Source organism: Streptomyces sp. NPDC056169, from assembly GCF_042268445.1.
Classification (GTDB): domain Bacteria; phylum Actinomycetota; class Actinomycetes; order Streptomycetales; family Streptomycetaceae; genus Streptomyces.
In genome coordinates, this window is sequence record NZ_JBHJUO010000033.1 from 38,159 (window position 1) to 50,662 (window position 12,504).

Here is a 12,504-nt window from a genome sequence, read left to right on the forward strand (position 1 = left end):
GGGAGCGCGGCCCGTGCGGCCCGTACCGCCGAAAAAGGCGGCGCACAGGCCTGTTGCCGGCGCCTACCCCTCAGTACATTGACGACATGTCTAATACGCAGCCTGCACCGGTGGCGTCGGAACACGTCGAGCTCAAGGCCCGCAAGGTCTCCTTCGACTGGGCGGAGACCCCCCTCCACTGGGTTCCCGGCGACCCCTTCACCACGCACACGATCAACGTGCTGCACCTGCTGCTCCCGGCGGGCGAGCGGTGGTTCGTGCACGTCTACAAGCAGGCCCTGCCGTACATCACCGACGACCGGCTGCGCGAGGACGTCATCGGCTTCATCGGCCAGGAGGCCATCCACTCCCAGGCCCACGACGACGTCCTCCCCCACCTGAGGAAGCTGGGCCTCGACCCGACCCCGTACACCGCGCAGGTCGACTGGTTCTTCGAGAAGCTCCTCGGGGACCGGACCCTGCCGCCCGGCCGGCCGCGCCGCTGGTGGCTGATGGAGCGGGTCGCGATCATCGCCGCCATCGAGCACTACACCGCCTTCCTCGGCAACTGGGTCCTCAACGCCGACGAGCTCGACCGGCGCGGCGCCGACCCCGTCATGCTCGACCTGCTGCGCTGGCACGGGGCGGAGGAGGTCGAGCACCGCTCGGTCGCCTTCGAGCTCTTCATGCACCTCGACGGCGGCTACCGGCGCCGCGCCCGCACCTGGGCGCTGGCCTTCTCCGCGCTCGTCTTCCTCTGGCAGCGGGGCGCCCGCTTCTTCATGGAGAACGACCCGAGCCTCCTCGACGGCAAGGCCTCCTTCGGCCAGTTCTACCGCAAGGGCCGGCAGGGCATGCTGCCCTCCACCCCGTCCATGCTGCGCTCCGTCCCCCGCTACCTCAGCCGCGCCTACCACCCCTCCCAGGAGGGTGACACCGCGCAGGCGCTGGCCTACCTCGCCTCCTCCCCCGGCGCCAACGGAGGCCACTGATGCCGCGGTTGGCCACCGTCGCCCTCGTCGCCGGCGCCGCGCTGCTCGTCCGGCGCGCCGTGCGCAGCCGGATGTCCACGGCCCCGCTGTGGCCGATGCCCGCCCTCGACGTGCCCGTGTCCGGGTACGGCCGGGGCAGCACGGTCCCCCGCCGGGTCCTCGTGACCGGGCGCGCCACGCCCGCCGACGGTGTCGTCGAACTGCGCCTGGAGGGCTCCGGGTTGCCCGCGTGGCAGCCGGGCGCGCATGTCGACCTCGTCCTGCCCTCCGGGCTCGTGCGGCAGTACTCGCTCTGCGGCGACCCGGCCGACACCGGCTCGTACACGGTCGCGACGCGCCTCATCGAGGACGGCCAGGGCGGTTCGCGCGAGGTCCACGAGCAGCTCCACGAGGGCACGGAGGTCGAGATCCGCGGGCCGCGCAACCGCTTCCCGCTGGTCGACGCCCCCGCGTACGTCTTCCTCGCCGGCGGCATCGGCATCACCCCGGTCCTGCCGATGGTGCGCGCCGCCGAGGCGGCCGGGGCGGACTGGCGGCTCGTGTACTGCGGGCGGAGCCGGGCCACGATGCCGTACGCGGAGGAGATCGAACGGCTCGGGGGCGACCGCGTCACGGTCGTCGCCGAGGACGAGTCCGGCTTTCCCGAGCTGGACTTCCTCGCGCACGTGCCCGTCGAGACCCTCGTCTACTGCTGCGGTCCCGACGGGCTGATGGACGCGGTGGGCGCGGCGATGCCCGAGGGCCGGGTGCCGCGCCTGGAGCGCTTCTCCGCCGCCGCGCCGGCCGGCGGCACCGCCTTCGAGGTCGAACTGCGCCGCTCCGGGCGGACGGTGACGGTGGCGGCCGACCAGTCGGTGCTCGCCGCGGTCCGCGAGGAGGTGCCCGGCCTCATGTACTCCTGCCGGCAGGGCTTCTGCGGGACCTGCCAACAGCGGGTCCTGGAAGGGGAGATCGACCACCGGGACGAGCTGCTCACCGACGCGGAGCGGGACGACTCGATGCTGATCTGCGTCTCGCGCTGCGCGGGGAAGCGGCTCGTCCTGGACCTGTAGGCCCTCTCAGGGCTTACGGCAGGATCAGCCAGTCGAAGGCGAGGGCGGCGAGCAGGCCGCTCACCAGGAGCCAGGTGGCCAGTCGCGTACGGCCGTTGCGGGAGAGCTCGATCACGACGCCGCAGAGGATCATCGCGAGGCCGTACACGCCGACGACCAGGACGGACGTACGGCTCGCGAGGCGGATCACCAGGACCACGGCGAGGGCGACGAGCAGGACGGACGCGGCGGCCACGCGGAGCCGTCGCGCCTGCTTGGGCGTGAGGCCGCCCGTCAAGGGCGCCTCGTCGGCGTCCTCGTCGAGGATCTCGTCGGCGTCCTCTTCGGCGTCCTCTTCGAGGATCTCGTCGGTCTCCTCGTCGGTCTCCTCGATGGCCTCTTCGGAGGTCTCGTCGGTCTCGGGGGCCTCAGGTGCCTCGGGGGCCTCGGCGGCCGGGGTGTCCTGGTCGGAAGCGGTCATGGAGCAGGAGCGTAACGGACCCCGTTAGGCTGTTCGTATGACGACCGGGGTACGCCGCAGGATGGGCGTCGAGGAGCGCAAGCAGCAGCTGATCGGGGTGGCTCTCGAACTCTTCAGCCACCGCTCTCCCGACGAGGTGTCCATCGACGAGATCGCCGCGGCCGCGGGGATCTCGCGACCGCTGGTCTACCACTACTTCCCCGGGAAGCAGAGCCTCTACGAGGCGGCGCTGCGGCGGGCGGCCGACGAGCTGGCGGCCCGGTTCGTGGAGCCGCCGCAGGGCCCGCTGGGGGCGCGGCTGCTACGGGTGATGGGCCGGTTCTTCGACTTCGTGGACGAGCACGGGCCGGGCTTCGCGGCGCTGATGCGCGGCGGTCCCGCGGTGGGCTCCTCCACGACGAACGCGATGATCGACGAGGTGCGGCAGGCCGCGTACGAGCAGATCCTGGCCCATCTGAAGGTCGACCGGCCCTCGGCCCGGCTCGAACTGGTCGTCCGCTCCTGGGTGTCGCTCGCCGAGTCGACGGCCCTGCTCTGGCTGGACGGCCGCCGGATCCCGCGCGCGGAGCTGGAGTTGCAGCTCGTGCACGACTTCGCGGCGCTGGCCGCGGTGAGCGCCGCGTACGACCCGGAGATGGCGGAGATCCTGGTCGGCATCCTCGCCGACGAGCCGGCCGACGGCCCCTTCGGGGACCTGGTGGCCCGGCTCGCCTCGCTCGTGCCGGCGGCCGGGGCGGCGCCCGCCGTGTCCGCCGTGCCCGATCAGCGCTTGCGGTAGGACACTTCGAGGTCGCGGATCTCGACGGAGAGCCGGACGTTCTCGGTCGCCTTGACGTACTGCGGCAGGAGGGCGAGGACGGCCTTCGACAGCCGGATCTTGGCGTCGTCGGTGCGGCCGTGCAGCAGGGCGATCTCGACGTGGACGATGACGTCCTCGGTCGATCCGTCGCCGACGACCGTCTCCTCGACCTCGCGGAAGCGGGTCTTGCAGGCGTCGAGCGTGGCGTTCACGGTCTCGACGACGAGCGGGTGCAGGGCGAGCGCGAAGCCGCGCCGGTCGAGGGGCGCGGAGTAGTCCACGGTGATCTGCGGCATGGGGTCACTCCCGGACGGTAGGGGTGCGGATGTCGAATGTCTGGCCACACCTTTACGGTGATCGGCATGACGACACAAGTGACCTTCCGGCAGGCGGACGCCGGTGATCTGGACCTTCTGGTGGGGCTGTTCGACGGGCTGGCCCACTGGATGGTGCGGAACGGGATCGACCAGTGGAAACCGGGCGCGAAGGGTGCGGAGCACTTCCGGGGGCGCATCGCCGACGGTGAGGTGTGGCTGGCCCTCGACGGGGGCCGGGCGGTCGGCGCGTACGAGCTGTGGTGGGAGGACGAGCAGGCCTGGGGCCCGCAGCCGCCGGTCGCCGGGTACGTGCACCGGCTGATGACCGACCGGGAGGCGGCGCCCGCCGGGGCCGGGCGGGTGCTGCTCGCCCACGCGGAGGAGCGGATCGCGGCCCGCGGGCGGGAGGTCGCGCGTCTCGACTCCATGACGAGCAACCCGCGGCTCCGTACCTACTACGAAGCCGCGGGCTATCGGGCCGTCGGCGAGGAGCCGGGAAAGCTCGCCGCCGACGGCACGCGCTACGGGGTCATCCTGTGGGAGAAGGCGCTCACCCGGCCGTGAAGACCGCCACCGTCCGGGCCGGGACCGTGAAGGTGCCCGAACCGGCCTCGTAGGACGCGGACTTCACCACGGGGTCCGAGCCGTTCGCCTGGACCGGGTGGAGGCGGTAGCCCTTGCCCGCCAGGTCCGCGACCTTCTGCGTCCGCTGCCCCGGGGTCGCGTTGAGGACGACGACCAGGTCGCCGAGGCGCATGGTGATGACGCCGGGGGTCTCCTCGCTGCCCGAGAGCGGGAAGGACAGGGCGGACTGGACCTGACCGGCCGTGGCCAGGGAGAACACCGGCTCGGTGGTGCGGATCTTCTGGAGGTCGCGGTAGGCGGCGGAGGCGCCGTCGATCTGCTCGCAGCCGGCCGTCAGGGCCGGGTTCACGAGGAGCGGCTTCCCGTAGGACCACTTGGCCTTGTTGTCGGGGGCCGGGGGCAGGCCGCGGCCGAAGCCGTTGCCGTCGCGGCAGTCCCAGTGGATCGCGTTGAACCAGTCGCCGCTGTCGTACGAGTTGCGGTCGAGGGACTTGGAGCGCAGCAGGTCCGAGCCGGCCTGGGAGAGCGCCGGGCCCTGGGAGAGGGTGGCCGTCGCCATGGCGAGGACCTGCATGCGGGCCCGGTCCGTGGCCGGCGTGCCGGCCGGGAGCTTGAACGCGAGCGCGTCGTACAGGGCCTCGTTGTCGTGGGCGTCGACGTAGGCGAGGGCGTCGCCGGGGGCCGCGGCGTAGCCGGCCGGGGCTCCGTTGTAGTCGACGTCGGAGCCCTTGACCGTACGCCCGGAGGTGTCGGTGAAGGTGTACGCGGCGAGGTTGCCGGTCAGGCCGACCTTGATCAGGTCCTGGTAGTGCAGGAGGCGGGCCTTCTGTTCGGCCGGGGTGCCGTTGGCCGTCGAGGAGTTGGGGTCGGTGAAGAGTCCGGAGGCGAAGCCCTGGACGCCCGGGTCCTCGTCGAAGGGGCCGCCGCCGCGCACGGCGTCGCGGGCGCGGTCGGAGAAGGTCGCGACGCCGGTTCCGGCCATGTTCTTCTGGGTGGCCTGGACGAAGCGGGAGTCGTCGGCGATCTCGCCGAAGTTCCAGCCCTCGCCGTAGAGGACGATCGCCTTGCCGTCGACGCCGTCCTTGGCGACGGTCAGGGCGTCGAGGGCCTTCCGTACGGCCAGGATGTTGGCCTTCGGGTGGTGGCCCATGAGGTCGAAGCGGAAGCCGTCCACCTTGTAGTCGCGGGCCCAGGTGACGACCGAGTCGACGACGAGCTTGCCCATCATGGCGTTCTCGGGCGCGGTGTTGGCGCAGCAGGTGGAGGTGGCGACGGTGCCGTCGGCCTGGAGGCGCTGGTAGTAGCCGGGGACGATCTTGTCGAGGACGGACTTGTCGGACTGTCCGGCGGCGACGGTGTGGTTGTAGACGACGTCCATGACGGTGCGCAGGCCGTTGCCGTTGAGGGCCTGGACCATCTGCCGGAACTCGACCGTGCGGCGGGTGCCTTCGGGGTCGGTGGCGTAGGAGCCCTCGGGGACGGTGTAGTGCAGGGGGTCGTAGCCCCAGTTGTAGGCGTCCTTGGCCGCGGCGGCGGCGACGCAGGCCTGCTGCTCCTCGGAGTCGGGGGCGTAGACCTTCAGGTCGCAGGCGGGGGTGGTCTGGTCCGACTTCTTCTCGGGGATGGTGCCGATGTCGAAGGCCGGGAGGAGGTGGACGTAGGAGGTGCCGGTGGCGGCGAGGTCGCGGAGGTGCTGCGAGCCCTTGCTTCCCTTGTCGGTGAAGGCGAGGTAGGTGCCGCGGTGGTCGGCCTTCGCCGTCGGGTCCGCGATCGAGAAGTCGCGGATGTGGAGTTCCTGGATCTGGGCGTCCCGCAGCGGTACGGCGGCGGGCTTCCGCAGGTTCTTCCAGCCCTGGGGTGCGAGCCGGGTGTCGGTGAGGTCGACGGCGAGGCTGCGGGCGGAGTCGGTGGTGAGGGCGGTGGAGTAGGGGTCGGTGACCTTGTTGACCACGACCTTCTGGACGCTGGGGGCCCAGACCTTGACCTCATACCGGTACGGCTTGCCGGTCCAGGACTTCGGGCCGGTGACCGACCAGACGCCGGAGCTGTCGTCGCGGCGCATGGGCACGGTCCGGCCGTCGAGTTCGAGGCTGACGGACCGGGCGGTGGGGGCCCAGAGGGAGAGGGTGGTGCGGCCGTCGCGGAACGTCGGCCCCAGGTTCGCGCCGGTGGCCTTCGTCGCGTACAGGTCGTCGAGGACGCCGGCGGTCTGGACGCCGGTGGCGGCGAGCAGGGCGCCGTTGGCCGCGCGCTGGGTGGCGACGAGCTGGCCGCGGAGGGAGGCGCGGACGCGGTCGGCGTCGCGCGGGTCGAGGGTGAAGGCCGGGTACTCCTTGAGGTGCGGGTACTTCGCCTTCTGGGCGTCGCTCAGGGAGGAGGGGGTGAGCCGGAGCCACTGGCCCTCGGTGTTCAGGGCCCCGTCGGTGACGGTGATCCCGCCGTCCTTCGCGTACACCAGCTGCTGGCTGGTGGCGTCGGTGGTCTTCACCTTCCAGACGACGGTGTTCCGGTCGATCCACTGGGCCTCGGCCTTGGTGAGGTCGAGGTTCGGGGCGCCGCCGACAGTCGGGAGCAGGTACTTCTGCTGGCCGGAGAGCGCCCAGATCTCGTGGCCGTAGGTGGCGAGGTCGAGGGACTGGTCGGTGGGCAGGTCCTTCTCGTCGCCCTTGTGGAGGATGTACGAGAGGGAGGTCGCGCCCTCGGTGAGCGGCACCTCGTAGACGGCGCCGTACGCGTCGAAGCGGACCGGCAGGAGGGGCTTGGACCAGTCGGTGGGCTGGGCGGCGCCGGTCCAGGTGTGGAGGCCCCAGCCGTCGTAGTTCCCGTCGGGCCGCTGGTAGTGGACGACGGCCTTGGTCTTGTCCTGCGGGGCGGGGGCGGGGGCGGTGTCGGACTGGCCGTCCTGGCCCTGCGTGATCCAGACCTCGCCGGTGCGGCCGAGGGTGATGCTCCGCTGGGGGCCGTCGGCGGCGCCGTCCTTCTCGACGGTGTAGGAGACGGTGGACGCGCCGTCGGGGACCTTGACCCAGGCGAAGGCGCCGTGGGCGTCGCGGCCGGTGAACGCGCTCTCCTGGCCTGCGGCCTTGAGGGTCCAGCCGTCGTAGTTCCCGTCGGGCCGCTGGTAGTGGACGACGGCGTACGTGCGCTCGACGGCGACGGGCTTCTCGGGTGCGGGGACCTGTCCGGCGGTGGTGGCGGCGGCGGCGCTCGCGGTGCGGCCCGCGCTGTCGACGACGACGGCCTTGTACCGCAGGGCCGTGCCGGCGGCGGCGGTCACGTGCTGGGTGACCTTGTAGGGGGCGTGGTCGGCGGTGCCGAGGGTCTGCCAGCGGCCGTTGCCGACCTGGGCGGCGAAGACGACGCGGTTGAGGCCGCCGCCGGTGACGTCGGCGGTGAGCTCGACGGTGCCGGTGGCTCCGGCGGCCGGGGCGTCCAGCGTCAGGCTGGGCCCGGTGGCCGGGGCCGGGAGGGCGCGGTCGGCCTTGAGGACCAGGGAGGAGAGCCCCGGGACGGTGACGGTGACCTTGCCGTCCTTCGCGGCGACGGCGCCCTGACCCCCGTACAGGGCGTGGAAGGCCGCGGAGTCGACGGGGACGGTGACGGTCTTCTCGGTGGTGGCGCTGTTGGTGGCGACGAGGTACTCGGTCCGCGTCTTCGTGTCCGTACGGGAGAAGGCGTAGACGGAGCCTTCGGCGAGCCGCTCCTGCTGGACGCCGTCCCGGAGGGCCGGGTGCGTCTTCGTGAGGCGCGACAGTTCGGCGACGGAGGCGTAGACGGGGTGCTTCGTGTCGTACGCGTCGGTGGCGTGGGTGCGGTCGGTGCCGAGCTGGTCGTCGTCGAGGTAGTCGGCGGCCCGGGAGGCGAAGAGGGGCTGGCGGGCGTCCTTGTCGCCGCCGGCGCCGGTGAAGCCCTGCTCGTCGCCGGAGTAGATCACCGGGTTGCCGCGCGACAGGAACATCAGCTCGTTGGCGAGCTCGGCCCGGCGGAGGAGTTCGGCGTCGGAGGCGTTCGGGTTGTCCTGCTTGAGGAAGGTGCCGATGCGGCCCATGTCGTGGTTGCCGAGGAAGGTCACCTGCTCGTAGGCGTTGGCCTTGTCGGTGGTGTACCGGTAGTCCTCGGCGAAGACCTTCGCGAGGCGGTCGGCGCCGGCACCCTGGGAGGCGAAGGCGCGGGCCGCGTCCTGGAAGGGGAAGTCGAGGGTGGCGTCGAGGCGGCCCCGGGTGACGTACGGGGCGGTGACGGTGGTGTCGGCGGAGTAGACCTCGCCGAACATGAAGAAGTCCTCGCGGCCGCGCTTCTTGGCGTACGTGTCGAGGGCGGTGGCCCACTGGGTCCAGAAGTCCAGGTCGACGTGTTTGACGGTGTCGATGCGGAAGCCGTCGATCTTGAAGTCGCGGACCCACTTCTCGTAGATCCGCTCCATGCCCTCGACGACCTCGGGGCGCTCGGTCCACAGGTCGTCGAGGCCGACGAAGTCGCCGTACTCGGCGGACTCGCCGGCCCAGGTGGAGTCGCCCCGGTTGTGGTACATCGTGGGGTCGTTGAGCCAGGCGGGGACCTTGGTGTTCGCCTTCTCGACGGGCGTGTACGGGAAGGAGTCGGCGTCGGTCTTCCCGATCGCGGTCCGGTCGTCGAAGGGGCGGCCGTCCTTGTCGAGGTACGGGTAGGCGCCCTTGGGGCGGTAGCCGTACTTCTTCTCGGCGTAGTCGACGGTGTCGGCGGTGTGGTTGGTGATGACGTCGAAGAAGACCTTCATGCCCTTGGCGTGGGCGGCGGCGATCAGCTTCTCCAGGTCCTCGTTGGTCCCGAAGTGCGGGTCGACCTGGGTGAAGTCGGTGATCCAGTAGCCGTGGTAGCCGGCGGAGGCGTCCTTGCCCTCGCCCTGTACGGGCCGGTTCTTGAAGATCGGGGCCATCCAGATGGCGGTGGTCCCGAGGCCCTTGATGTAGTCGAGCCGCTGGGTGAGGCCCTTGAGGTCGCCGCCCTGGTAGAAGCCCTTGTCGGTGGGGTCGAAGCCGGTCTGGGTGCGGCTGCCGGTGAGGCCGCCGCGGTCGTTGGACGTGTCGCCGTTGGCGAACCGGTCCGGCAGGACGAAGTAGAACTGCTCGCGCGTGAGGTCCTGGCGGGCGGGCTCGGCCGCGAGCGCGCGGTCGGAGGGCGGGGCGGGGGGCCGGGGCGCGGCGGCCGCGGGGACGGCGGGCACGAGGGCCGCGCACAGGGCGGCGGCCAGCGCGACCGCCGTTCTCTTGGGTGTCACGGGGGTGCTCCCTGGAGGAGGGACGGGGGTACGGGTGGGAGGGCCGCCCCGTTGGAGGGGCGACCCTGCGAGGAGGGGAGAGTCAGCTGCGGAAGGTGTCGTTCAGGACGATCTGGCCGGAGGCCGGGACGGTCGCGGTGCGGTTGGCGCCGGACTCCCAGGTGACGTTTCCGGCGGCGTCCTTGCGGACGTACTTGTACTCGAAGGTCGTTCCGGCGGGCAGGCCGACGGTGAGCTTCCAGACGGGGTACGCGGCAGGGTCGAGCTTCAGGGCGGAGGCCGGGGCCCAGTTGCCGAGCTCGGCGCGGTTGCCGGTGACGTAGATGTTCTGGCCGGTCACCGTGGTGGCGGTGGCGTTGAAGGACGCGCCGGCGGTGGCCGGGGGCGTCGTCGGCGGCGTGGTGGGGGTGGTGCCCCCTCCGCAGCCGGTGGCGTTCACGTGCAGGGCCAGGGCCGTGTTGGCGGCGAGGGTGGCCGTGAACTGGCCGGACGAGTTCACCGTCACGGGCGTGTTCGACTGGACGTCGCAGTAGGCGCCGGGGGCGAGCTGCGTCTGGAAGGTGCGGGTGAGCGCCGAGGACTCGTGGTTGATCGCCACGTACGCCTTGGAGCCGCGGCCGAACGCGATCGCGTTGTTGCCGTTGTCCCACCAGTCGGTGACGGACTGGCCGCGTGCCGCGTTGCGGAAGCCGACCATGGAGGAGATCTCGCGCCAGGCGTGCTGGCACTTCCAGCCGTCGGTGTAGCAGGCGTTCACCTGGCCGCCGTTGGGCGGTCCGGCGTCCTTGTCGGTCCACTCGTAGCCGGAGTGGACGTCCGGGGAGCCGTAGGGCCAGGCGAGCATGAAGACGGAGGCGAGGGTGTAGTTCGCGCCGTCCTTGTAGCTGAGGGTGTCGCCGCCGCGCTCGGTGTCGTGGTTGTCGACGAAGACGCCGGACTGGCCGGAGGGCATGTAGCCCCAGGCCTCGCCGAAGTTCTTCAGGTGGGCGAGTTTCTCGCCCTGGACGACGCGCTTGAGGTCGCGGGCGTAGCGGAACTCCTGGACGTCTCCGGTGCCGAGGTACTCGCTCGGGGAGACGGCCTCGCCGGCGCCGTGGATGGCCTCCTGCTTCCAGTAGGCGTTCGGGTTGCTCAGCCGGGACTTGATGTTCGCGAGGTCGGCGGCCGGCATGTGCTTGGCGGCGTCGATGCGGAGGCCGTCGACGCCGAGGGAGAGCAGGTCGTTCAGGTAGCCCGCTATCTTCCCGCGGACGTACTCCTCGCCGGTGTCGAGGTCGGGGAGCTGGACCAGTTCGCAGTTCTGGACGTTGCCGCGGTCCTGGTAGTTGCTGATCGAGGAGCGGCAGTCGTCCATGTCGGAGCCGGAGTAGAGGCCCGGGTAGTCGTACTTGGAGAACGGGGTCCCGCCCGTTCCCGTGCCGGAGCCGTTCGCCATGTGGTTGACGACGGAGTCGGCCACGACCTTGACGCCGGCCGCGTGGCAGGTGTCGATCATGTTCTTGAAGGCGGTGCGGTCGCCGAGGCGTCCGGCGATCTTGTAGCTGACCGGCTGGTACGAGGTCCACCACTGGCCGCCCTGGAGGTGTTCCTGGGGCGGGGAGACCTGGACGTATCCGTATCCGGCGGGGCCGAGGCGGTCGGTGCACTCCCGGGCCACCGAGGCGAACTTCCACTCGAACATCACCGCGGTGACGTCCTTCTCGCCGGGCGGGGTGGCCTGCGCGGGGGCGTTGCCCGTGACGGCCACAGCGGCTCCCGCCACGAGGGCGAGTGCAGCTGCCACGGTCTTTCTGGCCATGTTTCCTCCTGCTGACTTCACTGTCGCAAGAAGTTGCCGAAAGTATCAGCAACTGTTTTCAGCCGTGACCGTACGAGTGCCCCGACGCCCGGTCAACCCTCCGGACGCCGCTCCGGACACCTCAACGCAAGTTGTTACGAAAGGACTTGCGGGACCCTGCCGGGCGGCTGCGCCGTGGAGCCGCGGACCACCAGCTCCGGCTGGAAGACGAACTCCGTGCGCTGCACGGGGTTTCCCTCGATCTCCTCCAGGAGCGCGCCGACCGCCGCCGTCGCCATCGCCTGCACCGGCTGGCGCACGGTGGAGAGCGGCGGGCTCGTGAAGGCGATGAGCGGCGAGTCGTCGAAGCCGACGACGGAGACGTCCCCGGGCACGTCGAGGCCCCGGGCGCGGACCGCGCGGATCACGCCGAGCGCCATCAGGTCGGAGGCGCAGACGATGCCCGTGCACCCCTCGCGGAGCAGGATGTCGGCCGCCGCGTGCCCGCCCTCGACGCCGAACAGCGTGGGCCTGATGAACCGTTCGGCCTCGGCCCGTTCGATGCCGAGGAGCTCGTACAGCTCGGCGGCGAAGCCCTCGGCCTTGCGGCGCGACGGCACGTACCGGGTGGGGCCGATGGCGAGCCCGATCCGCTCGTGGCCCAGCTCGACGAGGTGCCGCACGGCCATGCGGGCCGCGGCCCGGTCGTCCGGGGAGACGAAGTTGGCGTCGATGTGCTCGTTGTAGCCGTTGATGAGGACGAACGGCACGCCCCGGGCCGCGAGGCGCGCGTAGCGGGCGGGGTCGGCGGTGGCGTCCGCGTGCAGCCCGGAGAGGAAGACGATGCCGGACACCCCGCGCTCCACGAGCTGTTCGACGAGCTCGTCCTCGGTGGCGCCGCCGGGCATCTGCGTGCAGAGCACCGGCGTGTAGCCGTGGCCGGCGAGGACCTGCTCGACGACCTGCGCGAACGCCGGGAAGATCGGGTTGGTCAGCTCGGGCACGACGAGCCCGACGAGGCCCGCGCTGCGGCGTTTGAGCCGTACGGGACGCTCGTAGCCGAGCACGTCGAGCGCGGCGAGCACCTTGTGCCGGGTCGCTCCGGCCACCCCCGCCTTGCCGTTGAGGACCCGGCTGACGGTGGCCTCGCTGACGCCGGACTGGGCCGCGATGTCCGCGAGCCGCGGGGGGGCGGGGCCCGCGCCCCCCCGCCGGGGGGGGGGGCCAAACCCCCCCCCACCCCGGTGGGGGCGGGGGGGTGGATGAAGGGGTGGGGCGGGGGGTTA

At 71.7% G+C, this 12,504-nt stretch carries 9 protein-coding genes; 4 read left to right on the top strand and 5 right to left on the bottom strand.

The genetic code is table 11. The annotated features are described in order from the left end of the window. Positions 1–86: 86 nt before the first annotated feature. On the top strand, positions 87–971 hold the full coding sequence (locus ACFC0G_RS37420) for a metal-dependent hydrolase (protein WP_376412900.1): 885 nt from the start codon (positions 87–89) through the stop codon (positions 969–971). Beyond that, positions 971–2,023, top strand: a complete 1,053-nt coding sequence (locus ACFC0G_RS37425) for a PDR/VanB family oxidoreductase (protein WP_376412903.1) — start codon at positions 971–973, stop codon at positions 2,021–2,023. Before ACFC0G_RS37420 ends, ACFC0G_RS37425 begins: the two co-directional genes overlap by 1 nt. A gap of 13 nt (positions 2,024–2,036) precedes the next feature. Here ACFC0G_RS37425 and ACFC0G_RS37430 read toward each other — a convergent pair whose 3' ends face one another. Next, complete coding sequence (locus ACFC0G_RS37430) at positions 2,037–2,483, bottom strand: hypothetical protein (protein ID WP_376412906.1); 447 nt, start codon at positions 2,481–2,483, stop codon at positions 2,037–2,039. 37 nt (positions 2,484–2,520) lie between these two features. Here ACFC0G_RS37430 and ACFC0G_RS37435 point away from each other — a divergent pair, with 37 nt between their 5' ends. Beyond that, a complete protein-coding gene (locus ACFC0G_RS37435) occupies positions 2,521–3,261 on the top strand; it encodes a TetR/AcrR family transcriptional regulator (RefSeq protein ID WP_376412909.1) in 741 nt (246 codons plus the stop codon). Here the strand turns inward: ACFC0G_RS37435 and ACFC0G_RS37440 are convergent. After that, complete coding sequence (locus ACFC0G_RS37440; protein WP_376412912.1) at positions 3,246–3,578, bottom strand: 5-carboxymethyl-2-hydroxymuconate Delta-isomerase; 333 nt, start codon at positions 3,576–3,578, stop codon at positions 3,246–3,248. The genes ACFC0G_RS37435 and ACFC0G_RS37440 overlap by 16 nt on opposite strands. A gap of 66 nt (positions 3,579–3,644) precedes the next feature. Here ACFC0G_RS37440 and ACFC0G_RS37445 point away from each other — a divergent pair, with 66 nt between their 5' ends. Next, a complete protein-coding gene (locus ACFC0G_RS37445; RefSeq protein WP_376412915.1) occupies positions 3,645–4,163 on the top strand; it encodes a GNAT family N-acetyltransferase in 519 nt (172 codons plus the stop codon). On the opposite strand, the gene pulA is transcribed toward ACFC0G_RS37445, so the two are convergent. The 3 genes from pulA to ACFC0G_RS37460 all read right to left on the bottom strand — a co-directional run bounded on the left by pulA (position 4,150) and on the right by ACFC0G_RS37460 (position 12,390). After that, positions 4,150–9,441: a pullulanase-type alpha-1,6-glucosidase gene (pulA, locus tag ACFC0G_RS37450; RefSeq protein WP_376412918.1), complete on the bottom strand. Its 5,292-nt coding sequence runs from the start codon at positions 9,439–9,441 to the stop codon at positions 4,150–4,152. The genes ACFC0G_RS37445 and pulA overlap by 14 nt on opposite strands. Before the next feature lie 82 nt (positions 9,442–9,523). Next, positions 9,524–11,239 carry a carbohydrate-binding module family 20 domain-containing protein gene (locus ACFC0G_RS37455; RefSeq protein WP_376412921.1) on the bottom strand — a complete coding sequence of 572 codons (1,716 nt, stop codon included), beginning with the start codon at positions 11,237–11,239 and terminating at the stop codon, positions 9,524–9,526. Positions 11,240–11,373: 134 nt separating this feature from the next. Then, positions 11,374–12,390, bottom strand: coding sequence for a LacI family DNA-binding transcriptional regulator (locus ACFC0G_RS37460; protein ID WP_376412933.1), 1,017 nt, complete (start codon positions 12,388–12,390; stop codon positions 11,374–11,376). Between the last annotated feature and the right edge of the window lie 114 nt (positions 12,391–12,504).

What these genes read in the sequence shown, in the direction of transcription:
- ACFC0G_RS37425 (WP_376412903.1), top strand. Translation starts at nt 971, where the DNA reads ATGCCGCGGTTGGCCACCGTCGCCCTCGTCGCCGGCGCCGCGCTGCTC.
- ACFC0G_RS37420 (WP_376412900.1), top strand. Translation starts at nt 87, where the DNA reads ATGTCTAATACGCAGCCTGCACCGGTGGCGTCGGAACACGTCGAGCTC.
- ACFC0G_RS37430 (WP_376412906.1), bottom strand. Translation starts at nt 2,483, where the DNA reads ATGACCGCTTCCGACCAGGACACCCCGGCCGCCGAGGCCCCCGAGGCA.
- ACFC0G_RS37435 (WP_376412909.1), top strand. Translation starts at nt 2,521, where the DNA reads ATGACGACCGGGGTACGCCGCAGGATGGGCGTCGAGGAGCGCAAGCAG.
- ACFC0G_RS37455 (WP_376412921.1), bottom strand. Translation starts at nt 11,239, where the DNA reads ATGGCCAGAAAGACCGTGGCAGCTGCACTCGCCCTCGTGGCGGGAGCC.
- ACFC0G_RS37440 (WP_376412912.1), bottom strand. Translation starts at nt 3,578, where the DNA reads ATGCCGCAGATCACCGTGGACTACTCCGCGCCCCTCGACCGGCGCGGC.
- ACFC0G_RS37445 (WP_376412915.1), top strand. Translation starts at nt 3,645, where the DNA reads ATGACGACACAAGTGACCTTCCGGCAGGCGGACGCCGGTGATCTGGAC.